Source organism: Pseudomonas sp. P2S-1, assembly GCF_057197725.1.
Genome location: NZ_CM170068.1, coordinates 2102340 through 2123827, shown reverse-complemented (window position 1 = coordinate 2123827; position 21488 = coordinate 2102340). Strand labels below are relative to the sequence as shown.

Here is a 21488-nt window from a genome sequence, read left to right as displayed (position 1 = left end):
TCCTTGAGTTAGATATCGATCGGTACAAATGTTGGCGGGCCTGCGGCTGCGTTGTCAACGACTTATGTATCAACTAGTATCGAAGTCCTTGTCCCGAGGAGTTTCCCCATGGCGCAAATGGGCCGTCCGCGCACCTTCGATCGTGACCAGGCGCTGGAGCAGGCGCTGCACCTGTTCTGGCAGCATGGCTACGACGCCACCTCCCTGGCCCAGCTCAAGGCCGGGCTGGGTGGCGGCATTTCCGCACCGAGTTTCTATGCCGCCTTCGGTTCCAAGGAGGCGTTGTTCAACGAGTGCGTGGAGCGCTACCTGGCGACCTACGCCCAGGTCACCGAATGCCTGTGGGATGAAGGCCTGTCGCCGCGGCTGGCCATCGAAACCGCGCTGCGCCAGTCGGCGCGGATGCAATGCGAGGACGGGCACCCGCGTGGCTGCATGGTTGCGCTGGGGGTGATGAGTGCCCCGAGTCCGGAAAACGCCCGGGTGACGTCAGCACTGACACACTCGCGGCAGCGTACCCGGGCCGGGCTTCTGCGTTGTGTTGAACGCGGGATCAGCGCGGGCGAGTTGCCCGGGGAGACCCAGGCCGAGGTGCTGGGGACGGTGTTCGACAGCTTCCTCCAGGGCATCTCGATCCTGGCCCGGGATGACACGCCGCATGCCGTGATCGATGCGGCGATCACCCGGGTGATGCGGGTCTGGGAGCTTAGCGGCGGCTGATCCAGCCGTGCATCAGGCCGGCCTGGAAGAAGGGCAGCGAATGGCTGAAACCGCCGGCCTCGATGATCCGTGCGACCTGCTCCCGGGGCAGGATCGCCACATCCCTGGCATAGGCGGCCCGGGCTCGCTCCAGCGCCTCCGGCTGCACGCCGGCGGAGGACATCAGCGACATCCAGGCGTGGAGCAGGGTGTCGTAGGCGGGGGAGGCGGTGTCGGCCGACAGGTCGGCGCTGGCGAGCAGGCCTCCGGGTTTCAGGCGCTGGGCGATTTCGCCGAAGAAGGTGCTGCGTGCGGCGGGATCGAGGAAAAACTGCGAGACCAGGAAGCAGGTGCTGGCGTCGTAGGTCGGCGCGCTATCCAGGTTTTCCAGATAGCCTTCATGGAAATCGCAGCGTTCCAGAAAGCCCTCTCGCCGTGCCCTCTCGCGGCACACTTCCAGCATGGCGCCGGAAGGGTCGAGGGCGATGAAACGCCAGCCTGGATTGCGCGCGGCCAGATAGCCGATTTCCGCGCCGGTCCCGGCGCCGACGGCGAGGATCCGGGCATTGTCCGGCAGGCTGGTAAACAGTGAGCCGAGCAGGAATGCAGGTTGTCGCGGATCGGCGCCATGCCGGCCCACTGCTGGTCGTAGCCGGCGGCCTGCTGGTCGAACAGGGCCTTGAGTTCGTCGTTGTGCATGGGAGTCTTCCTGTCTTTTCGACGCGGTATCGAGGGTGGTGTTTCCTTTTATTCTCGCAGAGCTGTCAAGCCCCCGATCCTAAGGACACATCAGAACCCTGTGGGAGCTGGCTTGCCAGCGATTTGGCCCTATCTGACAACATCATTGTCATGTCGGCCTCATCGCTGGCAAGCCAGCTCCCACAGGGTTATTGGTCAGCCCCGAGATTGGTGTTTATGCTTGACGCCCTTCAAGGAGAAGCACCCAAGATGACGGACCACAACCTCCCCCTGATTTTCGCCGCCACCCTCAGCCTGCTCGCCGCCCTCGCGCACCTCTGGTGCATCCAGCAGGGCCCAGCCGGCTACCGCCTTCTCGGTGCCGGCGAGCGCATGGTCCGCGCCGCCGAGAAAGGCCGGAAACTTCCGACCCTGATCACCCTGTTCATCGCCGCCGTCCTGACGGTCTGGGCCGCGTACGCCTTGTCCGGCGCCGGGGTGATCGGCCCGCTGCCACTGCTGCGCCCGGCGCTGTGCCTGATCACCCTGGTCTACCTGCTGCGCGGTATCCTCGGGCCCGTGCTCCTGCGCAATACCGGGCGCACTGGGCGCTTTATTGCCGTCAGCTCGCTGATCTGCACCGGTTACGGACTGGTTCATCTGCTCGGGCTGGTCCAGGTCTGGAACAGGATCTGAACCAAAAAGCTGACCTGTAGGTCAGTTGCTTCAGTCCCTAGCCCATTGCCCGGAGCGTTCCATGGCCCATTTCACTCTCAACTACCTGTTCAACGACAAACCCCAGTCCCATACCTTCGACCTCAAGCAAACCGAGCTGCCGCTCCACGAAGCCGCCATGCACCTGCTGGTGCTGCACTTTGGCGACGGCGAGAACAGCCTGGTCATGCCGTCTGCCGATGCCACGCCGGAGGAGATTCTGGAGCAGGCTCAACGGATGGGGCTGACCTGGATCGAGGTGGTCGGCCGGCAGCCGTGAGTTCGAGCTGCCTGGAAAACCTGCACCCTGTTATCCTCCCCGGCCTAATCCCCCGCACCATCGAGGCAGACATGGGTCGACCCCGCAAAGAGGACTCCCTGGGTCTTGAAATCAAGAACGTGATCATCGACGCCGCCCTGGCGATGATCGTCGAGGATGGCGTGGTCGGGGCCACATCCCGGCGCATTGCCGCGCGGGCCAAGGTGTCGCCGGGCACGGTGACCTACCATTTCACCTGCATGAACGAGATCATCGCCGCGGCCTTCGTGCGTATGAGCGAGGGGATTGCCGGGATCTATTACAGCAAGCTGCGCGAGGCCCGCGACAAGGCCCAGGCGCGGGAGGTGGTGGCGGACCTGATCTGCGGTGACCTGTGGAAGGTCTCCGGGCAGATGCTGCTGATCTTCGAGCTGTATTCCTTCGTGTCGCGCTTTCCCGAGTACATGCACATCATGGATGACTGGATGGCCCTGTCGCGCAAGGCCCTGCAACTGCACTTCGACGAGCGCGCGGCGCGGGCCATCGATGCCTTGATCGAGGGCTTCACCATCCACAATGCCCTGGGAAAAACGCCGGTGGAGCGGGGGGAGATTTTGCGGCTGATCAAGGCGGTTTCCTGAGTGATGTCGCGGGCCTCATCGCTGGCAAGCCCACAGGTATCGCGTGCGCCGCTGAACCCTGTGGGAGCCGGCGTTGCCGGCGATGAGGCCCGAACCAACGAGATCAAACCACAGCCTGTTTCCCCGGCCGATCCTGCAACGCCGACGCCACCACGAATGCCATCGCCACCAACCCCAGCACTGGCAGCATCGCCAGGCGCAAGCCGAAATGCTCGCCAATGAACCCGAGCAAAGGCGGCCCGACCAGAAACGCCATGTACCCGGCAGTCGCTGCCACCCGCACCCGCTGGTCGCTGTCCCGGCCACTGTCCCCGGCCGCCGAGATCGCCAACGGGAATCCAAGCGAAGCGCCCAGTCCCCACAAGACCACCGCCGACGCGGCAATCCACTGAATATCGCAGAACACGATCAACCCCAGGCTCAGCGCTCCGATCAGGGCACTGCCGCGCAAGGTCGCCGCCCGCCCCAGGCGCTCCACCACCCGGCCCCCGGCAAAGCGCCCGAGGGTCATGCCCAGGGTAAACACCACGTAGATCAAGGTCCCGGCGGTATGAGCGAAGCCGTGCCCGTCGATCATCAACAGCGGCAGCCAGTCGTTCGCCGCGCCTTCGGCCAAGGCCATGGCCAGGACCACGAAGCAGATCAGCAGCAGTCGGCGATCGGCGAGCAGGTTGCGTAATGGGGCGGTCGATCCATTGGCATGCCCCGTACTTTCCTGCTCGCTGAGCCGTGGCGCCTTGCCGATCAAGGCCAGTACCAGCAACACCGACAACAGTGCAATCGTCCACAGATGCCGGCCCAGCGGCACTTCCAGGGCCGTCATGGCCATCCCGGCCAGCGCTCCCAGCAGCGTGCCGAGGCTGAAGAAACCATGCAGGGTGGTCATGATCGAGCGCCCAGACGCCCGCTCCACCGCCGCGCCCTCGATATTCACCGCGATCTCTGCCCAGCCCATGCCCAGGCCGAAGATGAACAGCCCGGCAAAGGCCCCGGCCATGCTCAGCAGGTCACTGCCGGCTGCCAGCACACACAGGCTCAAGGGCAGGGCGAGCAGACCGATCAGGGTCAGGCGATGGCTGCCAAGCCGCGCCACCAAGGGGCCGGCGCTGAGAATCCCGCTCATGGCCCCGGCGGAAAAGCCAAAGAGGATCAGGCCCATCTGCTCGGTGGACGCCGCCAGGCCATCGCGCAAGGCCGGCGTGCGGGTGACCCAGGTGGCCATGGTCAGCCCGGGAATCAGGAACAGGAGATAAAGCGCACGGCGGGCGCCGGCGCTGACGTGGATCGACATCGGGGATTTCCTGCGCAGAGATATCTTCATTCGTACATGTGTACGATAAGCTATCCTACGGTGATGAAATTCCCGGGTCAACGTCCCCGAGGTCCGGCAAAGCCTTGCGTCAGACGGTCGCAGGCCCCTAGCATGGCTGTTTTTGCCAAGGAACACGCCCCATGCTGGCTTCGTTGTTCGCCGTTCTGGCACCGGTCTTTATTGTCGCCGGGATCGGCTTTATCTGGGCGCGGCGGGGCAATGCCTATCCCACGGACTTCATCGCCAGCCTGGTGATGACCATCGGCACGCCGTCGCTGGTGCTGTCGACCCTGCACCGCACCCGCCTGGAGCCGGCGGCGTTCGCCAGCATGGCCCTGGCCTGCGTGATCTGCATGGTGGTCATGGCGGGTATCGGCTATCTGGTCAGCCGCGCATTCCGCCAGCACTGGCGCGTGCTGATGCCGGCGTTCATGTTCCCCAACACCGGCAACATGGGCTTGCCCGTGGCGCTGTATGCCTTCGGTGACCAGGGCCTGGCCCTGGCGGTGGCATTCTTCCTGACCCTGTCGAGCTTCCAGTTCACCCTCGGCATCGCCATCTCAGGTGGCGCGGCAAACTTCCGCTCGCTGCTGAAGAATCCCATCGTCATCAGCCTGGTGCTGGCCTTGCCGCTGATCTTCTTCGATATCAAGCTGCCGCTGTGGCTGGGCAACACCGTCGACCTGCTGGGCGGCATGACCATCCCGCTGATGCTCCTGACCCTCGGCGTGTCCCTGGCCAGCATCCGCCTCAGCGACGTCGCCAGCGGCATGCTGATCGGCGCGCTGCGCATCGTGCTCGGTGCTGGCGTGGGCTGGGGGATCGGTGCCTTGCTCGACCTGAACACCCTGGAGCGGGCGATCCTGGTGATGCAGACGGCAATGCCCGTGGCGGTGTTCAACTACCTGCTGGCGGTACGCGCCAACCGCTCGCCGGAGCAGGTGGCGAATGTGGTGATGTGCTCCACCGTGCTGTCGTTCGTGTGGTTGCCGGTGGTGCTGGCGGGGTGGATGTAACAGATTTGAGTACCGGAGAACCTCGACCATGGACCTGAAATTCAGCCACACCGACATCCTCGTCGCCGACCTGGAAAGCGCCTGCGCCCACTACGCCCGGGTGTTTTCGGCCCAGGTCTCGCGGCCCTTCACCTGGCAGCGCGACGGCCTGCATGTGCGTTACGCGGTGGTTTTGTTCGGCAGCGAGCGCTTCATCCTGGTCCAGCCCCTGGCCGGAAACCTCCACGACCTGTTGTTGCGCTGCGGCGAGGGCACCATCTACCGGCAGTGCTACACCACCCCGGATATCCTCGTGGCCTATGACGAACTCGTCGCCAAGGGCGAACAGCCCGAGGACGAGAACGGCCAGCCGCTGCTGCGCGAGCACCTGGACTCGCCCAGCGGGGTGCGGATCATCTGGTTGCCCAAGCGCTTCGGGCAGTTGTCCATCGAGATTCTCCAGGCCGACGAGCTGGAGCATTTCATCCGCAGCGCCTTTGCCCTGTCCCCTGCGGAATCAGGCTGACGGCTTGAACAGCTCGGCGCACATGAAGTCGATGAACACCCGCAGCTTCGGCGCCAGTTGCTTGCTCGACGGCCAGAGCAGGCGGAAGCTGCCCTGGTGCTCGACATGCGCCTCCAGCAATGCCACCAGCTCACCCCGGGCGATCGCCTGACGCACCATGAAGTCCGGCAGGCAGGCGATGCCGAGGCCGGCCAGGGCCACGTCGACCAGGGCGGCGGAGGTGTTGCAGGCCATCGAGGCCGGCAGCTTCCAGTCCCGAGTGCCTTGTGCATCCTTCAGCGGCCATGGCTCGAACTTGCCGGTGGTGTGCAGCTTGTACTGCAGGCAGGCGTGCTGCGCCAGGTCGCCGGGTACCTGGGGTGTACCACGACGGGCCAGGTAGTCCGGGGCGGCGACGATCTGCAGGTGGTAGGTGCCCAGCGGCCGTGACATCAGCCGGGAATCGGCAGGCTCGCCGGTGCGCATTACCACATCGAAGCCTTCGTCGATCACATCCACCAGGCGATCGGTGAAGTCCAGGTCCAGTTCGATTTCCGGGTACCGGTGCATGAATGCGGTCAGCGCTGGCATCACCAGCATGCCCACCAGGGGCAGGCTGACCCGCAGGCGCCCGCGGGGTGCCTGCCAGGTTTCCGACAACTCCAGTTCGGCCGCTTCCACTTCGCACAGGATCCGCCGGCAGCGTTCGAGAAACAGCGAGCCCTCGGCCGTCAGGGTGATGCTGCGGGTGCTGCGGTGGAACAGGCGCACGCCGAGGCGCTGCTCCAGACGGCAGATGCTTTTGCCCACCGCCGAGGCCGAAACCCCAAGCTGGCGTCCCGCCGCCGAGTAGCTGCGGGTTTCCGCCGCCTGAACGAAAAAGGCAATGCCGTTGAGCGATTCCATCACTGCGCCTATTGCGGACATTTTGTCCGATATGTTTTGAGTCCGGGCATTATTGTCTTGTATCGACGATAGCTCCAGCATGGCCGCCTCATTTGGCACAGGACGGCACCATGGCACTTTCCAGCACCACCCCGATGGACGACGCGACGCCCTTGCCGATCGCCGCGCTACTGGCCCTGGCGCTGGCCGGCTTCATCACCATCCTCACCGAGGCGTTGCCCGCCGGTTTGCTGCCGGCGATCAGCGGCGACCTGAGGATTTCCGAAGCGCTGGCCGGGCAACTGGTGACCTTGTACGCCATCGGTTCGCTGGTCGCGGCCATTCCCCTGATTGCGCTTACCCGTGGCGTACGCCGGCGCCGTCTGCTGCTGACGGCGCTGGCCGGGTTCGTGGTCGCCAACGGCGTCACCACCCTGTCCGCCAATGTCGGCCTGACCCTGGCGGCGCGCTTCGTTGCCGGGGTGTCCGCCGGATTGCTCTGGGCACTGGTCGCCGGATACGCGGCGCGGATGGTCAGCGAGGCGCAGAAAGGCCGGGCTATCGCCATCGCCATGGTCGGTACGCCGTTGGCGCTGTCGCTGGGTGTGCCGGCGGGGACCTGGCTGGGCAACCTGGTCGGCTGGCGCCTGTGTTTCGGGCTGATGAGCCTGCTGGCGCTGGGCTTGATGGTCTGGGTGCGGATCAAGGTTCCGGACTTTCCGGGGCAGGGCGCGGGACAGCGTTTGTCGCTGGGCAAGGTCTTCACTCTGGGCGGGGTGCGCCCGGTGCTGGCGGTGGTGCTGCTGTTCGTGCTTGCGCACAACATTCTCTACACCTATATCGCGCCGTTCCTGGCCGAGGCGGGGATGGGGGATCGGACCGACCTGGTGCTGTTGGTCTTCGGCGCAGCATCGCTCCTGGGGATCTGGATCACCGGCGTGCTGATCGACCGGCATCTGCGGGTGCTGACCCTGGTCAGTAGCCTGCTGTTTGGCGTGGCAGCCCTGGTACTGGGTCTGAGCGACAGCCCGATGCTGATCCTGGCTTCGGTTGCGGTCTGGGGCCTGGCCTTCGGCGGCGTGCCGACGCTGTTCCAGACCGCGCTGGCCAAGGCGGCGGGGGAGGCGGCGGATGTGGCCCAGTCGATGCTGGTCACGGCATGGAATTCGGCGATCGCCGGGGGCGGAATACTCGGGGGCGTGTTGCTGAAGCAGTTTGGCGTTGTGGCGTTCGCGCCGGTACTGGTGCTTTTGCTCGGGGTCACCCTGAGCCTGGTGTGGAGCGCCCGGCGCCACGGTTTCACCCCATGAAAAAGGGCCCCGCGGGGCCCAGATCGGTCACTGGCTCTTGCGTCCGCCACCATGGCTGTTCTGGCCGCCAAGACGTCCGGCTTCGGACGCGCGCTGGCGGTCGTTGGCAAAATTGCCGCCCGAGGACTGGCCGCCTTTACGGCCGGCTTCGGCGGCTTTCTGCCGGTCATTGGCGAAATTGCCCGGATTGGAGTGTGCGGGTTTGCCTTGATCGTTGGCCATGATCCTTCACCTCATGTCGGTTTCAAGTGTGCACACAGGATGCCCTGCGTACAGGTACGACGAGGGCTGCGGTGTCGCTGCTCAACGCGATTCGGCACGGGCCGACGAATTGTCGTAAAGGTTGGCGGGCCAAGGGAAATGGATGGAACGCTCTGCGGCCGGATGCAACCTAACGCAGGACATTCGTTACGGGAGCATCGTCATGAACCACGACAAGCCGCGCCACGACCAGGGGCCGCATTCTTCGGAGCATTCCAGTGGCAAGGATGATCCGGGTTTCGATCCGGATTCGCCGGATCTCGAGGATCCACAGGTGGATCCGGTCGGGCCGGCCAAGGCGCCCAAGGGCGGGCCGGGGGACAGCAAGGGTGGGGATCGGAGCTGAGGAATTGGGCGTTCTCCCAGGCCCTATCGCTGGCAAGCCAGCTCCCACAGGTACTGCACAAGTCTCAAGGTTTGTGCTGACCCTGTGGGAGCTGGCTTGCCAGCGATGAGGCCCGAAAGAGCACTAGATCCGGAACTGCTTCACCAACGCCCGCAGATGCCCCTCCAGCGCCGAAAGACTCTGCGCCGTCTGAGCCCCCTGCCGGGTCTGCTCGGCCACGCTGTCCACCGCCTGGGCGATCTGGTGCACGCTGCGGTTGATCTCCTCGGCCACGGCCGTCTGTTCCTCCGCCGCACTGGCGATCTGCGCGTTCATCGAGCTGATGGTGCCAATCAACCCCGCCATGGCATCCAGCGACACCCCGGCCTCGCTGGCCTGGTCGCGGGTGCTGTCGCCGGCTTCGCAGGAGTTGCGCATCGACTCCACCGCCGAATGGGTGCCGGTGGTCAGACGATCGATCATCACCTGGATTTCCTGGGTGCTCTGCTGGGTCCGGCTGGCCAGCCCGCGTACCTCATCGGCAACCACGGCGAAACCACGCCCGGCCTCACCGGCCCGGGCTGCCTCGATGGCGGCGTTGAGGGCCAGGAGGTTGGTCTGCTCGGCAATCGAGCGGATCACCCCGAGCACCCCGACGATGGACTGCACGTCCTGCTGCAGGCTGTCCAGCGAGGTGCCGCTGCCGCGAATGTTCTCCACCAGCGCATGAATGCGCTTGATGCTGCCGTCTACCACCTGCCGCGCCTGCTGGCCCTGGCTGTCGGTTTCCTGGGCGGCCTGGGCGGCGTTCTGCGCGCTGTGGGCCACTTCCTGGGCGGCGGCGGACATCTGGTTGATCGCCGTGGCCACCTGAGTGGTTTCGTGGCGCTGGGCTTCCATTGCCCGCTCCGAGCGACGGCTCTGGCTCTCCACGGCTTCGACCAGGGTCGACAGCTCGCCACTGACCTCGACCACCTGGCGCACCAGGCCCTGGATCTTCTCGACGAAACGGTTGAACGAGCCGGCCAACTGGCCCAGTTCGTCGTTGCCGGCGCGCAGGCGATGGGTCAGGTCGCCGTCGCCGTCGGCGATGGCGTCGAGGTTGTCCTTCATCGCCTTGAGCGGCTTGAGCAGGGTGTTGCTGAGCATCAGCCCGGCGATGCCGAGGATCACCAGGAGCACCGCGGCGATGGCGATGATGCTGGTGAGGATCGAGTCGATGCGCTGGTCGATCTCGGCGCGCAGCTCGGTGATGCGCAGCTCGATGTTGTCCAGGTTCACTGCGGTCCCGACGGCCATGTCCCATTTCGGCAGGTAGAGGCTGTAGGCCAGCTTCGGCACCTGCACGCTTTCGTTGCCCGGCAGCGGCGAGCTGTAGTTGACGTAGTGGCTGCCGTCCTTGGCCACCCGCACCAGCTCGCGGTTGATGAACACGCCGTTGACGTCCTTGCGGTCGCTGAGGTTCTTGCCCACGTCCACCGGGCTGTCGCCACGGAACAGGCGGACCACGTTGGAGTCGTGGGCGAAGAAGTAGCCATCCTTGCCGTACTTGATCTTCGCCAGCAGGGCGATGGCTTCGCTTCGGCTGGCCAGGTCGCCGGCGGGGGCGGCGTCGTACAGGGCCTGGACCGAGCCAACGGCGATCTGCATGTAGTGTTCGAGGCTCTGGCGGCTTTCATCCAGCAGGCGCTGGCGGGTTTCGCTGATCTCGCTTTCGGCGAGGTTGCGCAGGATCCGGTCGGCGGCGCCACTGATGACCAGGGCGAAAACCAGGACGGGGAGTACGGCAAGCAACAGCAGTTTTGTTTTTAGAGTCAGCTGCATCTTCGAGTCCTCAGTGACGGGCACAAGGCGAGGGGAGGTAACAGGGTCATCGGCCTGGCCGGGAAAAGCTGAAGGCTCGAGGGCGCACGCGTCACCGAAGTGTCATGAAACGAGAGGTAACATTCCTGCCATCAAATTCGAACATGCTTGCGCCCGGCGCGGAATTGGCCGTCGGACCTATCAGGACATCTCCCATGAAAGGCAGCGCCCCCCTGTTTGCGGCCGTGGACCTCGGTTCCAACGCCTTCCGCATGACCATCGGCCAGCAGATCCCCGGCAACCGCCGCCCGTTGATCCGCAAGGTGAAAAGCCTGCGCGAGCCAGTGCGCCTGGCCGAGGGTCTGCGTGACGAGTCGCTGGACAAGCTCGCCCTGGAGCGCGGCTGGCAGGCCCTGGAGCGCTTCGGCAAACACCTCAGCGGCTTCAAGGAGGCGCGGGTGCGCGCGGTGGCCACCAGCGCAGTGCGCCAGGCGCGCAATGCAGCGGTGTTCCTGGAAGGCGCCGAGGCCCGCCTGGGCTTTCCCATCAGGGTGATTTCCGGCCAGGAAGAAGCCGAGCTGGTGTTCTCCGGCATCGCCCACACCATGCCGTGCGAGAAAACCACGCGCCTGGTGGTGGATATCGGCGGCGGCTCCACCGAGCTGATCGTCGGCCGCGGCAAGCAGCCGATCTTCACCGAAAGCCTGACCATCGGCTCCGGCACCTTCGGCAAGCGCTATTTCCCCGCTGGCCGGGTCGACAGCCGCGCCCTGCAGCAGGCCGAGCAGCACGCCACCCTGGAGTTCTCCCGGGTCGATGGTTATATCCGCGAACACGACTGGCATGCGGCGATCGGCTCGTCCGGCACCGCGCGCATGCTGTCCCGGGTGCTCAAGGCCAATGGCCTGAACGAGGGCGGGCGCGATGGCATCACCTATGCCGGGCTGTTGCGCCTGTCCCTGGCCCTGCTCGATGCCGGCCAGGTCAAGCGCCTCAAGCTTGGCGGTCTGCAGGCCCATCGCCAGGGCATGCTCCCCGGTGGCCTGGCGATCATGCTGGCGGCGTTCAAGGTCTTCGGTATCGAGGACATGACCCCGTCCGAGCCCGGCCTGCGTTTCGGCCTGCTGCACAGCCTCGTGGATAGCGGTTCTTCCCGTCACTGATTCCCTTGCCGAGAGCCCGCATGATCACCACCCAGGGCCATCAGCAGGACGCCGACCTCAACGGCCTGCTCTACGGCTTCGTGTTCCGTCCCGGCCAGCCGGGGCGGGAGATCGATTCCAGCGAAGCCCGCGAGCTGATGCTCGCGCCCCGCGACCCCGAGGAATTCCTCTGGCTGCACATGAACCTCGCCCACGCCGCCTGCGAGCGCTGGATGAAGGGCAGCCTCGACCTGCCGGAAACCTTCTTCGAAACCCTGCGCGAAGGCTCGCGTTCGACCCGCATCGAACACGCCGACACCGCCTTGCTCGCGGTGGTCAACGATGTGGTGTTCAACTTCGGCATGGTCTCGTCCGACGTCTCCACCCTGTGGGCCTGCGTACGTCCGCGCTTGCTGGTGAGTACGCGCCTGCAGCCGCTGCACTCGGTGGATCGCCTGCGTTCGTCGGTCAAGCGTGGCGAGCAGTTCAGCTCGACCATCGAGTTGCTGGTGCACCTGTTCGGCGACCAGGGCGATGTACTGACCCAGATCGTCCGCGAGACCACCATGAACGTTGACCGCATCGAGGACCAGTTGCTGTCCCAGCGCCTCAGCGACAACCGCGCCGACCTCAGCGCCATGCGCCGTGTACTGGTGCGCCTGCAACGCCTGCTGGCGCTGGAGCCGGGCTCGCTGCTGCGCCTGCTCAACCGGCCGCCGGACTGGCTGCAGGAGCAGGACATCCGCCAATTGCGCGCGGCCACCGAGGAGTTCTCGGTGATCATCAACGACCTCACGGCGCTGGGCGAGCGGATCAAGCTGCTGCAGGAAGAGATCGCGGCCAAGCTGACCGAGGAGAACAACCGCACCCTGTTCACCCTGACGGTGGTCACGGTGCTGGCGCTGCCGATCAACATCATTGCCGGCTTCTTCGGCATGAACGTGGGCGGGGTGCCGCTGTCGGAGGACCCCAACGGCTTCTGGGTGCTGGTGGTGCTGGTGGCGACCTTTACCGCGCTGGCGGGGCGCTGGGCCTTCCGCAAGCGTGGGGACTACTGACGCTCGCGTCAGGCTTTCGGGCTGCTCCGCAGCGCGCAGACCGGGAAAGACAGCAGCGCTCCGGGCGCTTAATTCCCGGTTAATCGCACCTTCGGACAATGCCCGGGCTAAACGATTTCCGTTAGCGCAAGCAAAGGTCCTATTCCATGTCCATGTTCAAAGCCGCAACCCTGTCCGTCCTTTTCGCCCTGCCAGTCCTGGCCCATGCAGAAGGCGGCAGCGACCGGGTCAATGAATGGCATGCGCAATTCCAGCAGGCACAAAAAGAGGCACCGCAGCAGGCGGTAGCCGACAAGAAAGCCGAGCAGTCGACTACCGACAAGCGCGATTCCTGATCACAGGTCGTAACGCACGCTCAAGGTGATGGTCCGCGGATCATTCACCGAGTAATACGCCGTACTGCTCGCCGCCGAATACGCAATGCTTTGCGGATAAGCGCGGTTGAGCAGGTTCTTCACCGCAAGGGTGGTGGTCCAGTGGCCATCACCACTGCTGTAGCTGCTGGTGGCGTTCCAGAAACTCTGCTGCGGCACCTCGTAGATATCGCCATTCACCGCATTCGCGTAGGACTTGCTCTGGAATTGCCAGTCGGTCCCCGCCACCAGTGCGCCCGGTACGTCCACCGGCAGCGTCCAGTTCAAGCCCAGCGCCAGGTTCCAGCGCGGCGCGAAGACCATCCGGTTGCCATCGGCATCCACCCCCGGCCCTGCCGCATTCTTGAAGTCGTCGTACTGCGCCTCGAGGTAGCCGAGATTGGCCTTGAAGGTCAGGTCGCGGCTGAGTAGCGCGGTGTTTTCCAGCTCCACCCCGTAGCTGTGGGCGCTGCCGACGTTGGTGCGCAGGTTGGCGCTGATGGCCGGGTCCCAGGCGTTGGTCTGCAGGTCCTTGTAGTCGTTGTAGAACACCGCGATGTTGCTGCGCAGGCGGCCATCGAGGTAGTCGCCCTTCACGCCGGTTTCATAGGTGATGACGTTCTCCGGGTCGAAGCCCTGCAAGGCGGCGAGGCGGGTCGGCGCACGGTTGTCGAAGCCGCCGGCCTTGAAACCCTTGGCCACGTAGCCGTACTGGGTCAGCTCGTCGCTCCAGGCGTATTCCAGGCCCAGCTTGGGGCTGAACGAGGCCCAGCTTTCGCTGGTTTCGGCGCTGAAGTTGAGGCCGGTGATCTCGCGCTGCCGGGTAATGGCGTAGTTCTGGTAGTCGAAGTTCTTGTGCTCGGCGGTGTAGCGCAGGCCGGCGGTCAGGGACAGGCGTGAGGTCAGCTTGTACGTGCCCTGGCCATACAGGGCGTAGCTTTCGGTGTCGGTGGTGCTGTACTGGCCGCTGGCATTGACCCGGTCGGCGGCCACCGAGTAGGTCAGGCTGTCGCGCTCGGCGCGGAAGCGCTCCTTGTACAGGTAGGCGCCGAGGGTGAAGTTGAAGCGCTGGTACTCGCCGTTGAGCTGGAACTCCTGGGTGGCGTAGCGCTGCTTGTAGTGGATCAGGTTGTTCTGCGTCGGTGCGGCGTTGCCGGTGTTGGCTTCGCCGGAGTTGTCGTAGTCCACCGGCTGGTCGAAGGCCGACCAGGCGGTGACCGACTTGAAGCTCAGCTGATCGTCGAAGTGGTAGATCGAGCGCAGCACTGCACTGCCCTGGTCGAGGCGGTTCTTCGGGTCGAGGCTGCTGTAGGTCTTGAACTTGTCGAAGTGGCCGTTGCTCGGGTCGAAGGGGGTGTAGCTGGTGGTGTCGCCGCGGTCGAAGGTGCCGGCCAAGGTCAGTTGCGTGTCCCAGGCCGAGTCCACCGGGGCCAGGCGCAGCTTGCCGCGATAGGACTGGATATCCACGTTGTTGACGTCCTTGTGCCGGGTGCGGTTGTACACCGTGCCATCGCGGCTCAGGCGCAGGGCCGAGAAGCTGGCGAACAGGGTGTCGTCCACCAGCGGGCCGCTGACCAGCAGGCGGCCGTTGCGTGCGTCGTAGTTGCCAGCGCCGAGTTCGACGAAGGCGCGGGTTTTCTGGTCCGGGTCGCGGGTGATCACACGGATCGCCCCGGCGGCGCTGTTGCGGCCGTACAGGGTGCCTTGCGGGCCACGCAGCACTTCGACGCGCTCGACATCGTTGAAGTCGAGCATCGAGGAGATCGCCCGGGGGATGTACAGGTCGTCGGCATAGACGGCCACGGCGGCTTCCTGGATCGGGTCGGTCTCGCCGATGCCGCGGATGCCGTAGGTCTGGGCGCTGTAGGAGATCGACTGGCGATTCAGGGTCAGGTTCGGGATGCGGCCGGAGAGGTCGCGGATATTGTTGATCTGCTGGTCGCGCAGGGTGGTCTCGTCGAAGGCGCTGATGGCCACCGGGGTTTTCTGCAGGTTTTCCTGACGGTGCTCGGCGGTGACGGTGACGCTGGGCAGGCGTTCTTCGGTGGCGGCGATGGTGGTCAGGGGGAGGGTCAGCAGCAATGGGGGGAGGGCGTGGCGCAAGGCGGGTTTGGGCATGTTGGCTTCCTGCTTTTTTTGGGTTTTTCCTCCCTGAGTGGGGTCGGTCAGTGGGTTCTCTAGTGCATCTGAAGGCCAATCGCTGGCAAGCCAGCTCCCACAGGTCCAGCGGTGCACGCGATCCTTGTGGGAGCTGGCTTGCCAGCGATGAGGCCCTCACTGTTTGTAATCATCTCCCTCCCGATCCAGTTGCCGGATCAACGCATCCCAATGCCGCTGGATCCCCGGGCTGTTGCCGTCGATAAACGCCGCCGTCTGCTGCCTGACCTTCTCGATCGCCGCCTCCGGCGCGAACAGCAGGTCCGCATTCCCGCCGGCCTGCGCCGCGATCTGGATATTGCAGGCCCGCTCCAGCCCGTGCAGTTCACGGAACGCATGCTCGACGCTGATCCCGCCCGTCAGCAGCCCATGGTTGCGCAGGATCAGGATATTGCTCTCGCCCAGGTGGGCCACCAGCCGCTCCTGCTCGTCCAGGTCCAGGGCCACGCCCTCATAGGTGTGATACGCCACCCGGCTGTAGTAGGCCAGCGCATGCTGGGACAGCGGCAGCAGGCCGTCACGCTGCGCCGACACCGCCGCGCCATCGCGGGTATGGGTATGCAGCACCGCCTTGAGGTCCGGGCGGGCGCGGTGGATGGCGCTGTGGATCACATAGCCGGCCTGGTTGATGCCCAGGTCCAGCGGGTCGTCGATGAGGGTCCCGTTGACATCCACCTTGACCAGGTTGGACGCGGTGATTTCATCGAACAGCAAGCCAAAGGCATTGATCAGGAAATGCTCCTCCGGCCCCGGCACCCGCGCCGAGAAGTGCGTGTAGATATGGTCGGTCCAGCGAAACAGCGCGGCCAGCCGATAGGCGGCGGCGAGCTTGACGCGCACCTCCCATTCCTCGGCGCTGACCCGCTGGCGCACGCTGTCGAGATCGGATTTGACGGATAGAACGGCAGTCATTGCAGTACTCCTGGGGATTCGCGTGAAAGGTCAGTAGCCGCGCTGGTGATCGACCAGGTTGCGCAGCGGCTGGCCCTGGTGATAGCGGCGGAAGTTCTCGACGAAATCCACGGCGAAGCCGCGAATCCCGTCGGTGGAAAGGGCGCAGGTGTGCGGCGAGATGAACACCCGCGGGTCGCTGTACAACGGGTGACCGGCCGGCAGCGGCTCGGGTTCGGTGACATCCAGGGTGGCCCGACCGATGCGCCCGGCGTCCAGCGCTTCGAGCAGCGCCTGCTGATCGAGCAGGCCGCCCCGGGCGATATTGATCAGGTGCAGGCCGGGCTTGGCATGCGCCAGCGCTTCGCGGCCGATGATCCCGCGGGTCTGGGCGGTCAGCGGCGCGGCGAGGACCAGGTGGTCGGACTCGGCGAACAGCTGGTGGATATCCGCCACGGCCTCCACCGGTACCCCGGCGTCGAGCGGCTGGCCCGGACGGCCCAGGGCGATGACCCGCAGCCCCAGCGCCGCGGCCTTGGCCGCCAGGCTTTTGCCGATGCTGCCGAGGCCAAGAATGCCCAGGGTCTTGCCCCGCACTGGCTGCAGCGAGCTGAAGCGCCAGTCATCGTCCTTGACCCAGATATCCGGCAACTGTTTGGCCGCCGAGAAGATCGCCGCCAGGGCGAACTCGGCCACCTGCTCGGCATTGCTGCCCTTGCCGCTGGTCACTGGCGGGCCCTGGAACAGCCAGTCCGGGTAGAAGTCGATACCGGACGACACTAACTGCACCCAGCGCAGCGACCAGGGCCAGCCGCGCGGCGCCTCGTCGACCCGGCGCCCGCGCACGTTGACCGGGCGCAGGATCACCACGTCGGCGCGTTCGGCATTGAACTGCTCCGGGCTCAGGTCCAGGACCCGGTGCTCCGGCAATTGCTGGCGGATGAATTCGTTGGCTTGTGCATCCAGCTGGCTGGCGATCACGCTGACGCTGCTCATGGGCTGACTCCTGCATCGAGGGCGGCGCGACCGGTGCCATGGAACACCACGTCGTCCTGCGGGGTATGGATGCGACTGCACAGCACGTCGCGGTAATGCCGCTCCAGCGGGTTGTGCCGCGACAGGCCGGGGTTGCCGGTGGCCTCGATGGCCAGTTCCACCGCCTGGATCGCGTTCTGCGTCACCAGTTGCTTGAGCTGCCCGGCGTTCTGCGCCGGGACCAGGCCGGCGGCGGCGGAGTCGAGCAGGTTGCGGTTGGCGAAGAGCAGGGTGTCGATGCGCCCGACCCGCTCCTGGAAGCGCGGAAGGCTGGCCAGCGGCTGACCGAGGTTGGACGGGGTGCGTTCGCGCAGGAAGGTCACCAGCCAGTCGCGGGCGGCCTGGGCCACCGCGTCGTAGATGCTCGACAGCAGCACCGCCATCCATACCAGGCTTTCGCCATCCAGTTCCGGGCGCGGCGCGCTGGCCGGGCTGACCGAGACGGCGTGGTCCAGGGGCAGCAGCACGTTGTCGAACTCGACCCGGTGGCTGCAGGTGGCGCGCATACCGAGGTGATCCCATTCATCGACGATGCGGATGCCGGGGCTGTCCTTGTGCACCAGGAAGCCGCCCACCAGCGGGTCGGCGTCGTCGCTGCGACCCCACACCAGGTACCACTCCAGGCCATGGCTGCCGGTGGAGTAGAGCTTGGTCCCGGACAGCCGCCAGCCTTCGGCGGTACGCCGGGCAACGGTTGCCGGCAGGCCGCCACGGGCCGGTGTGCCGAGCTCGGGCTCGACGCGGAAGGCATTGATCAGCGCGCCGTGCTCCACCGCCTCGCGGGCCAGGCGTTCACGCAGATGGGCCGGCCAGCGCTGGTCGTCCTGCAGGCGGAAATGCTGGAGGTACTGCATCACCAGGATCAGCGCGGTGGACGGCTCGCCCTTGGCCACTGCGGCGATCACCTTGCGCGCTGTCGGCAGGTCGGCGCCGCCTCCGCCGAGGCTTTTCGGCACGGTCAGGCCGAGCAGGCCATGGCGCTGGAGCAGGGCGAAGTTGGCGGCGGGAAACGCGCCGCTGCGGTCGAAGCCGGCGGCACTGGCGGCCAGCTCGCGGGTGATGATCGCAAGGACCGGGTCTAAAGCGTCCTCGGGCGGCGTCGCCCGGTGCAGTGGAACGGTATTGGCGGAAGACTGGCTCATCAGGCACTCATTTGCATAAGACGGCAGGGCTTATGACCGTATGTGCGGTGAGTGCCTATGTAAAATTCTTTATGGTTCTAAGCTAATCACGGAAATGAAAAATTGTTCGCATATTAGGTTATGACCAAAATGCATTTCACTGATTATGCGCGACTCGCTACAGTCGGCTCACATTCCGCGTCGCATAGCGGATGGAACCCGGAACCTGACAACAGGCTGAGATCCAGCCTCAAGGAGCGTCGCGATGATCCCCCTTACCCGAATCCTGGCCCTTGGAGCCGCCTTGCTGCTGGCCAGTCCGGCTTTCGCCGCCGAGCGTGTCGAACTGCGCATCGGCGACCAGAAGGGCAATATGCGCGCCCAGCTCGAAGCGGCCGATGGCCTGAAAGATCTGCCCTATGACATCCGCTGGGCCGAATTCCCCGCCGCTGCGCCCCTGGCCGAAGCGCTGAATGCCGGGGCCATCGATGCCGGGATCATCGGCGATGCACCGCTATTGTTCGCCCTGGCGTCCGGGGCGCAGGTCAAGGCGATTGCCGTGGACAAGTCCGATGCCTATGGCACGGCAGTGCTGGTCAGGCCGGACTCGCCGTTCAAGAGCGCCGCGGACCTCAAGGGCAAGCGCATCGCCACCGGGCGCGGCTCCATCGGGCACTACATTGCCCTGAAGGCCCTGGTCAGCGCCGGCCTCAGCGAGAAGGACGTGGAATTCCGCTTCCTCGGCCCGGTGGACGCCAAGGTCGCCCTGGCCAATGGCTCGGTGGACGCCTGGGCCACCTGGGAACCCTACACCGCGTTGTCCGAACTGAGCGGGCAGGGCCGGGTGCTGGTCAATGGCCGTGGCCTGTCCAGCGGCAACAGCTTCCTCGCCGCCACCGACAAGGCCCTGGCCGATCCGGCCCGGCGCGAGGCCCTGCAGGATTACCTGACGCGCCTGGCCAAGGCCCAGGACTGGGCCAACCGCAACCTCGACAGCTATTCGAAGACCCTGGCGCAGATCATCGGCTTCCCGGTGGACGCCGCGCGCCTGCAGTTCGAGCGCCGGCAACTGCGTTGGCAGGCCGTGGATGCGCAGACCATCGCCGAGCAACAGGACACCGCTGATTTCTACCAGGCCCACGGCCTGATCGCCGGGCGCCTCGACGTGGCCCCGACCTTCGCCAGCGGCTTTGTCCTGCCGGCCACCGTACAACTGACCAAGACCCCCTGATTGCGGAGCTTCGCGCATATGATTCCTTTCAAACGCATCTATCAACTGGCCGCCGCCGTGGTGCTGGGCGCCAGCCTCGCCGGCACCGCCAGCGCCGAAACCCTGCGTATCGGCTACCAGAAATCCTCGACCCTGCTGACCCTGCTCAAGGCCCAGGGCAACCTGGAGAAAGACCTCAAGGTCCAGGGCATCGACGTCACCTGGCACGAATTCGCCAGTGGCCTGCCGCTGCTGGAGGCGCTGAACCTGGGCAATGTCGATGTCTCCGCCGATGTCGCCGACACCGTCCCGGTATTCGCCCAGGCGGCCGGTGCCAAGCTGGTTTATTTCGCCCGCGAAACCCCGTCGCCCCTGGCCCAGGCCATCCTGGTGCCGGCGGACTCGCCGCTGAAGACCCTCGCCGACCTCAAGGGCAAGAAGATCGCCGTGACCAAGGCAGCCGGCAGCCATTACCTGCTGATCCAGGCCCTGGCCAAGGCCGGATTGAACTTCAACGATATCCAGCCGGCCTACCTGATTCCGGCGGATGGCCGCGCTGCCTTCGAGAACCGCAAGGTGGATGCCTGGGTGACCTGGGACCCGTTCGTCGCCAGCGCCCAGCGCCAGCAGCATGCACGGGTGTTGAGCGATGGCCAGGGCCTGTCGAACTACCAGCGCTACTACCTGGCCTCCAGCGATTACGCCAAGGCTCACCCACAGGTACTGAACACCCTGTTCACTGCCCTGAGCGGCGCCGGTAAGTGGATCAAGGCCCATCCGAGCGATGCTGCGAAGGTGCTTGGACCGCTCTGGGGCAACCTCGATGTCGCGACGGTCGAGCAAGCCAATGGCAGACGCAGTTATGATGTGCAGCCGGTACAGGCTGATAACCTCGCCGAACAGCAGCAGATCGCCGATGTGTTCTTTGCCCAGGGCCTGCTGCCGCGCAAGATCGACGCCAGCGCCGTGGAGCTGTTCAAGCCCGTCGCGCGCTGAGGCGGTAACCGAATACAGGCCGCTGGCGCCTTTCGGGGTGCCAGCGGCCTTCGCCGTTTCGAAAAAGGAGTGCTTCATGGAAAAGCGTCAACTCGGCAACAGCGGAATCCAGGTCAGCGCCATCGCCCTCGGCACCATGACCTGGGGCGAGCAGAACAACGAGGCCGAGGCCTTCGAGCAGCTCCAGGTGGCCCGTGAGGCCGGCGTCAACTTCATCGATACCGCCGAGATGTACCCGGTGCCGCCGATCGCGAAGACCTACGGCGAGACCGAGCGCATCATCGGCAACTACTTCGCCCGCTTCGGCGGCCGTGAGCACTGGGTGCTGGCGAGCAAGGTGGCGGGGCCGCACCGCATCGACCATATCCGTAACGGCGATGCACGGCTGAACCGGGCCAATATCACTGCGGCCCTGGAAGACAGCCTCAAGCGCCTGAAGACCGACTACCTCGACCTCTACCAACTGCACTGGCCGGATCGTCAAAGCAACTTCTTCGGTCAGCTGGGTTATGTGCACGACGCCACCGATGAGCCCACCGCCATCGAGGACACCCTCGAGGTGCTGGACGACCTGGTCAAGGCCGGCAAGATCCGTCACATCGGCCTGTCCAACGAAACCCCGTGGGGCGTGCACCGTTTCCTGCACCTGGCCGAGACCCGTGGCTGGCCGCGGGCGGTGTCGATCCAGAACCCCTACAGCCTGCTGAACCGCAGCTACGAGGTGGGCCTGGCGGAGATGTCGATTCGCGAGAAAGTGGGGCTGCTGGCGTATTCGCCGCTGGCGTTTGGCGTGCTCTCGGGCAAATACCTGAATGGTGCGCAGCCGCCGAAGGGGCGCCTGACCCTGTTCGACCGTTTCCAGCGCTACAACAATCCGCAGGTAGAGAAGGCCACTCAAGGCTACGTCGCCCTGGCCCGTGCCCATGGCGTGGACCCGGCGCAACTGGCGCTGGCCTATGTCACCAGCCGGCCGTTCGTGACCAGCAACATCATCGGCGCAACTAACCTGGAGCAGTTGCACAGCAACCTGGCCAGCGTCGAGGTGAAGCTGACCGAGGAGCTGTTGCGAGGGATCGAGGCGATCCATGTGCAGCAGCCGAATCCGGCGCCTTGAGGCGGGTCTGAGGGTGCCTTCCGG

21 protein-coding genes and 2 pseudogenes are annotated in these 21488 nt (G+C 65.4%); 14 read left to right on the top strand and 9 right to left on the bottom strand.

The annotated features are described in order from the left end of the window. The first annotated feature begins 108 nt into the window (after window positions 1-108). Window positions 109-720, top strand: a complete 612-nt coding sequence (locus AC2CQI_RS09395) for a TetR/AcrR family transcriptional regulator (RefSeq protein WP_484579975.1) — start codon at window positions 109-111, stop codon at window positions 718-720. Here the strand turns inward: AC2CQI_RS09395 and AC2CQI_RS09390 are convergent. Beyond that, window positions 707-1398, bottom strand: a pseudogene (locus tag AC2CQI_RS09390) (class I SAM-dependent methyltransferase). The gene AC2CQI_RS09395 and the pseudogene AC2CQI_RS09390 sit on opposite strands and share 14 nt — an antisense overlap. Before the next feature lie 249 nt (window positions 1399-1647). Here AC2CQI_RS09390 and AC2CQI_RS09385 point away from each other — a divergent pair. The 3 genes from AC2CQI_RS09385 (at window position 1648) to AC2CQI_RS09375 (ending at window position 2991) form a co-directional block, all read left to right on the top strand. After that, window positions 1648-2073 carry a hypothetical protein gene (locus AC2CQI_RS09385; RefSeq protein ID WP_075805112.1) on the top strand — a complete coding sequence of 142 codons (426 nt, stop codon included), beginning with the start codon at window positions 1648-1650 and terminating at the stop codon, window positions 2071-2073. 61 nt (window positions 2074-2134) lie between these two features. Then, window positions 2135-2371 (top strand): hypothetical protein, encoded by a 237-nt coding sequence (locus AC2CQI_RS09380; RefSeq protein WP_075805113.1) that lies wholly within the window; start codon window positions 2135-2137, stop codon window positions 2369-2371. A 71-nt stretch (window positions 2372-2442) separates the two neighbouring features. Next, window positions 2443-2991 carry a TetR/AcrR family transcriptional regulator gene (locus tag AC2CQI_RS09375; protein ID WP_484579974.1) on the top strand — a complete coding sequence of 183 codons (549 nt, stop codon included), beginning with the start codon at window positions 2443-2445 and terminating at the stop codon, window positions 2989-2991. Window positions 2992-3094: 103 nt separating this feature from the next. On the opposite strand, the gene AC2CQI_RS09370 is transcribed toward AC2CQI_RS09375, so the two are convergent. Beyond that, on the bottom strand, window positions 3095-4282 hold the full coding sequence (locus tag AC2CQI_RS09370; protein ID WP_484579973.1) for an MFS transporter: 1188 nt from the start codon (window positions 4280-4282) through the stop codon (window positions 3095-3097). Window positions 4283-4443: 161 nt separating this feature from the next. On the opposite strand from AC2CQI_RS09370, the gene AC2CQI_RS09365 reads away from it, so the two are divergent. Both AC2CQI_RS09365 and AC2CQI_RS09360 read left to right on the top strand, forming a co-directional pair. After that, on the top strand, window positions 4444-5319 hold the full coding sequence (locus tag AC2CQI_RS09365; RefSeq protein WP_075805116.1) for an AEC family transporter: 876 nt from the start codon (window positions 4444-4446) through the stop codon (window positions 5317-5319). Window positions 5320-5347: 28 nt separating this feature from the next. After that, window positions 5348-5824, top strand: a complete 477-nt coding sequence (locus AC2CQI_RS09360; protein ID WP_075805117.1) for a VOC family protein — start codon at window positions 5348-5350, stop codon at window positions 5822-5824. Here AC2CQI_RS09360 and AC2CQI_RS09355 read toward each other — a convergent pair. Further along, window positions 5816-6709 carry a LysR family transcriptional regulator gene (locus tag AC2CQI_RS09355; protein ID WP_484579972.1) on the bottom strand — a complete coding sequence of 298 codons (894 nt, stop codon included), beginning with the start codon at window positions 6707-6709 and terminating at the stop codon, window positions 5816-5818. The two genes, AC2CQI_RS09360 and AC2CQI_RS09355, sit on opposite strands and share 9 nt — an antisense overlap. 110 nt (window positions 6710-6819) lie before the next feature. Here AC2CQI_RS09355 and AC2CQI_RS09350 point away from each other — a divergent pair, with 110 nt between their 5' ends. Then, window positions 6820-7998, top strand: coding sequence for an MFS transporter (locus tag AC2CQI_RS09350; protein ID WP_484579971.1), 1179 nt, complete (start codon window positions 6820-6822; stop codon window positions 7996-7998). A 27-nt stretch (window positions 7999-8025) separates the two neighbouring features. On the opposite strand, the pseudogene AC2CQI_RS09345 reads toward AC2CQI_RS09350, so the two are convergent. Then, window positions 8026-8184, bottom strand: a pseudogene (locus tag AC2CQI_RS09345) (con-10 family general stress protein); the annotation flags it as partial. Between the two features lie 238 nt (window positions 8185-8422). On the opposite strand from AC2CQI_RS09345, the gene AC2CQI_RS09340 reads away from it, so the two are divergent. Beyond that, window positions 8423-8605, top strand: a complete 183-nt coding sequence (locus AC2CQI_RS09340) for a DUF6021 family protein (protein ID WP_484579970.1) — start codon at window positions 8423-8425, stop codon at window positions 8603-8605. A 123-nt stretch (window positions 8606-8728) separates the two neighbouring features. Here the strand turns inward: AC2CQI_RS09340 and AC2CQI_RS09335 are convergent, their stop codons facing one another. After that, a complete protein-coding gene (locus AC2CQI_RS09335) occupies window positions 8729-10408 on the bottom strand; it encodes a methyl-accepting chemotaxis protein (RefSeq protein WP_484579969.1) in 1680 nt (559 codons plus the stop codon). 194 nt (window positions 10409-10602) lie between these two features. On the opposite strand from AC2CQI_RS09335, the gene AC2CQI_RS09330 reads away from it, so the two are divergent. The 3 genes from AC2CQI_RS09330 to AC2CQI_RS09320 all read left to right on the top strand — a co-directional run bounded on the left by AC2CQI_RS09330 (window position 10603) and on the right by AC2CQI_RS09320 (window position 12922). Beyond that, window positions 10603-11550: a Ppx/GppA phosphatase family protein gene (locus tag AC2CQI_RS09330; RefSeq protein WP_484579968.1), complete on the top strand. Its 948-nt coding sequence runs from the start codon at window positions 10603-10605 to the stop codon at window positions 11548-11550. A 20-nt stretch (window positions 11551-11570) separates the two neighbouring features. After that, window positions 11571-12587, top strand: a complete 1017-nt coding sequence (locus AC2CQI_RS09325; protein WP_075805123.1) for a transporter — start codon at window positions 11571-11573, stop codon at window positions 12585-12587. Between the two features lie 146 nt (window positions 12588-12733). Then, window positions 12734-12922 carry a co-regulatory protein PtrA N-terminal domain-containing protein gene (locus AC2CQI_RS09320; RefSeq protein WP_484579967.1) on the top strand — a complete coding sequence of 63 codons (189 nt, stop codon included), beginning with the start codon at window positions 12734-12736 and terminating at the stop codon, window positions 12920-12922. Here AC2CQI_RS09320 and AC2CQI_RS09315 read toward each other — a convergent pair whose 3' ends face one another. From AC2CQI_RS09315 to AC2CQI_RS09300, 4 genes are all read right to left on the bottom strand, one after another. After that, complete coding sequence (locus tag AC2CQI_RS09315; RefSeq protein ID WP_484579966.1) at window positions 12923-15058, bottom strand: TonB-dependent receptor; 2136 nt, start codon at window positions 15056-15058, stop codon at window positions 12923-12925. Between the two features lie 156 nt (window positions 15059-15214). Then, the gene (locus tag AC2CQI_RS09310) at window positions 15215-16009 is read right to left on the bottom strand and encodes a class II aldolase/adducin family protein (RefSeq protein ID WP_075805249.1); all 795 of its coding nucleotides are present in this window, start codon (window positions 16007-16009) and stop codon (window positions 15215-15217) included. Window positions 16010-16039: 30 nt separating this feature from the next. Continuing rightward, window positions 16040-16984: a D-isomer specific 2-hydroxyacid dehydrogenase family protein gene (locus tag AC2CQI_RS09305; RefSeq protein ID WP_484579965.1), complete on the bottom strand. Its 945-nt coding sequence runs from the start codon at window positions 16982-16984 to the stop codon at window positions 16040-16042. Continuing rightward, window positions 16981-18165 (bottom strand): acyl-CoA dehydrogenase family protein, encoded by a 1185-nt coding sequence (locus tag AC2CQI_RS09300; RefSeq protein WP_484579964.1) that lies wholly within the window; start codon window positions 18163-18165, stop codon window positions 16981-16983. The genes AC2CQI_RS09305 and AC2CQI_RS09300 overlap by 4 nt, the downstream gene beginning before the upstream one ends. A gap of 244 nt (window positions 18166-18409) precedes the next feature. On the opposite strand from AC2CQI_RS09300, the gene AC2CQI_RS09295 reads away from it, so the two are divergent. The 3 genes from AC2CQI_RS09295 to AC2CQI_RS09285 all read left to right on the top strand — a co-directional run bounded on the left by AC2CQI_RS09295 (window position 18410) and on the right by AC2CQI_RS09285 (window position 21464). Beyond that, complete coding sequence (locus tag AC2CQI_RS09295; RefSeq protein WP_484579963.1) at window positions 18410-19375, top strand: ABC transporter substrate-binding protein; 966 nt, start codon at window positions 18410-18412, stop codon at window positions 19373-19375. Window positions 19376-19393: 18 nt separating this feature from the next. Further along, complete coding sequence (locus AC2CQI_RS09290) at window positions 19394-20350, top strand: aliphatic sulfonate ABC transporter substrate-binding protein (protein WP_484579962.1); 957 nt, start codon at window positions 19394-19396, stop codon at window positions 20348-20350. Window positions 20351-20426: 76 nt separating this feature from the next. Then, window positions 20427-21464, top strand: a complete 1038-nt coding sequence (locus tag AC2CQI_RS09285) for an NADP(H)-dependent aldo-keto reductase (RefSeq protein ID WP_484579961.1) — start codon at window positions 20427-20429, stop codon at window positions 21462-21464. Window positions 21465-21488 lie beyond the last annotated feature (24 nt).

What these genes read in the sequence shown, in the direction of transcription:
- AC2CQI_RS09395 (WP_484579975.1), top strand. Translation starts at nt 109, where the DNA reads ATGGCGCAAATGGGCCGTCCGCGCACCTTCGATCGTGACCAGGCGCTG.
- AC2CQI_RS09385 (WP_075805112.1), top strand. Translation starts at nt 1,648, where the DNA reads ATGACGGACCACAACCTCCCCCTGATTTTCGCCGCCACCCTCAGCCTG.
- AC2CQI_RS09380 (WP_075805113.1), top strand. Translation starts at nt 2,135, where the DNA reads ATGGCCCATTTCACTCTCAACTACCTGTTCAACGACAAACCCCAGTCC.
- AC2CQI_RS09375 (WP_484579974.1), top strand. Translation starts at nt 2,443, where the DNA reads ATGGGTCGACCCCGCAAAGAGGACTCCCTGGGTCTTGAAATCAAGAAC.
- AC2CQI_RS09370 (WP_484579973.1), bottom strand. Translation starts at nt 4,282, where the DNA reads ATGTCGATCCACGTCAGCGCCGGCGCCCGCCGTGCGCTTTATCTCCTG.
- AC2CQI_RS09365 (WP_075805116.1), top strand. Translation starts at nt 4,444, where the DNA reads ATGCTGGCTTCGTTGTTCGCCGTTCTGGCACCGGTCTTTATTGTCGCC.
- AC2CQI_RS09360 (WP_075805117.1), top strand. Translation starts at nt 5,348, where the DNA reads ATGGACCTGAAATTCAGCCACACCGACATCCTCGTCGCCGACCTGGAA.
- AC2CQI_RS09355 (WP_484579972.1), bottom strand. Translation starts at nt 6,709, where the DNA reads ATGGAATCGCTCAACGGCATTGCCTTTTTCGTTCAGGCGGCGGAAACC.
- AC2CQI_RS09350 (WP_484579971.1), top strand. Translation starts at nt 6,820, where the DNA reads ATGGCACTTTCCAGCACCACCCCGATGGACGACGCGACGCCCTTGCCG.
- AC2CQI_RS09340 (WP_484579970.1), top strand. Translation starts at nt 8,423, where the DNA reads ATGAACCACGACAAGCCGCGCCACGACCAGGGGCCGCATTCTTCGGAG.
- AC2CQI_RS09335 (WP_484579969.1), bottom strand. Translation starts at nt 10,408, where the DNA reads ATGCAGCTGACTCTAAAAACAAAACTGCTGTTGCTTGCCGTACTCCCC.
- AC2CQI_RS09330 (WP_484579968.1), top strand. Translation starts at nt 10,603, where the DNA reads ATGAAAGGCAGCGCCCCCCTGTTTGCGGCCGTGGACCTCGGTTCCAAC.
- AC2CQI_RS09325 (WP_075805123.1), top strand. Translation starts at nt 11,571, where the DNA reads ATGATCACCACCCAGGGCCATCAGCAGGACGCCGACCTCAACGGCCTG.
- AC2CQI_RS09320 (WP_484579967.1), top strand. Translation starts at nt 12,734, where the DNA reads ATGTCCATGTTCAAAGCCGCAACCCTGTCCGTCCTTTTCGCCCTGCCA.
- AC2CQI_RS09315 (WP_484579966.1), bottom strand. Translation starts at nt 15,058, where the DNA reads ATGCCCAAACCCGCCTTGCGCCACGCCCTCCCCCCATTGCTGCTGACC.
- AC2CQI_RS09310 (WP_075805249.1), bottom strand. Translation starts at nt 16,009, where the DNA reads ATGACTGCCGTTCTATCCGTCAAATCCGATCTCGACAGCGTGCGCCAG.
- AC2CQI_RS09305 (WP_484579965.1), bottom strand. Translation starts at nt 16,984, where the DNA reads ATGAGCAGCGTCAGCGTGATCGCCAGCCAGCTGGATGCACAAGCCAAC.
- AC2CQI_RS09300 (WP_484579964.1), bottom strand. Translation starts at nt 18,165, where the DNA reads ATGAGCCAGTCTTCCGCCAATACCGTTCCACTGCACCGGGCGACGCCG.
- AC2CQI_RS09295 (WP_484579963.1), top strand. Translation starts at nt 18,410, where the DNA reads ATGATCCCCCTTACCCGAATCCTGGCCCTTGGAGCCGCCTTGCTGCTG.
- AC2CQI_RS09290 (WP_484579962.1), top strand. Translation starts at nt 19,394, where the DNA reads ATGATTCCTTTCAAACGCATCTATCAACTGGCCGCCGCCGTGGTGCTG.
- AC2CQI_RS09285 (WP_484579961.1), top strand. Translation starts at nt 20,427, where the DNA reads ATGGAAAAGCGTCAACTCGGCAACAGCGGAATCCAGGTCAGCGCCATC.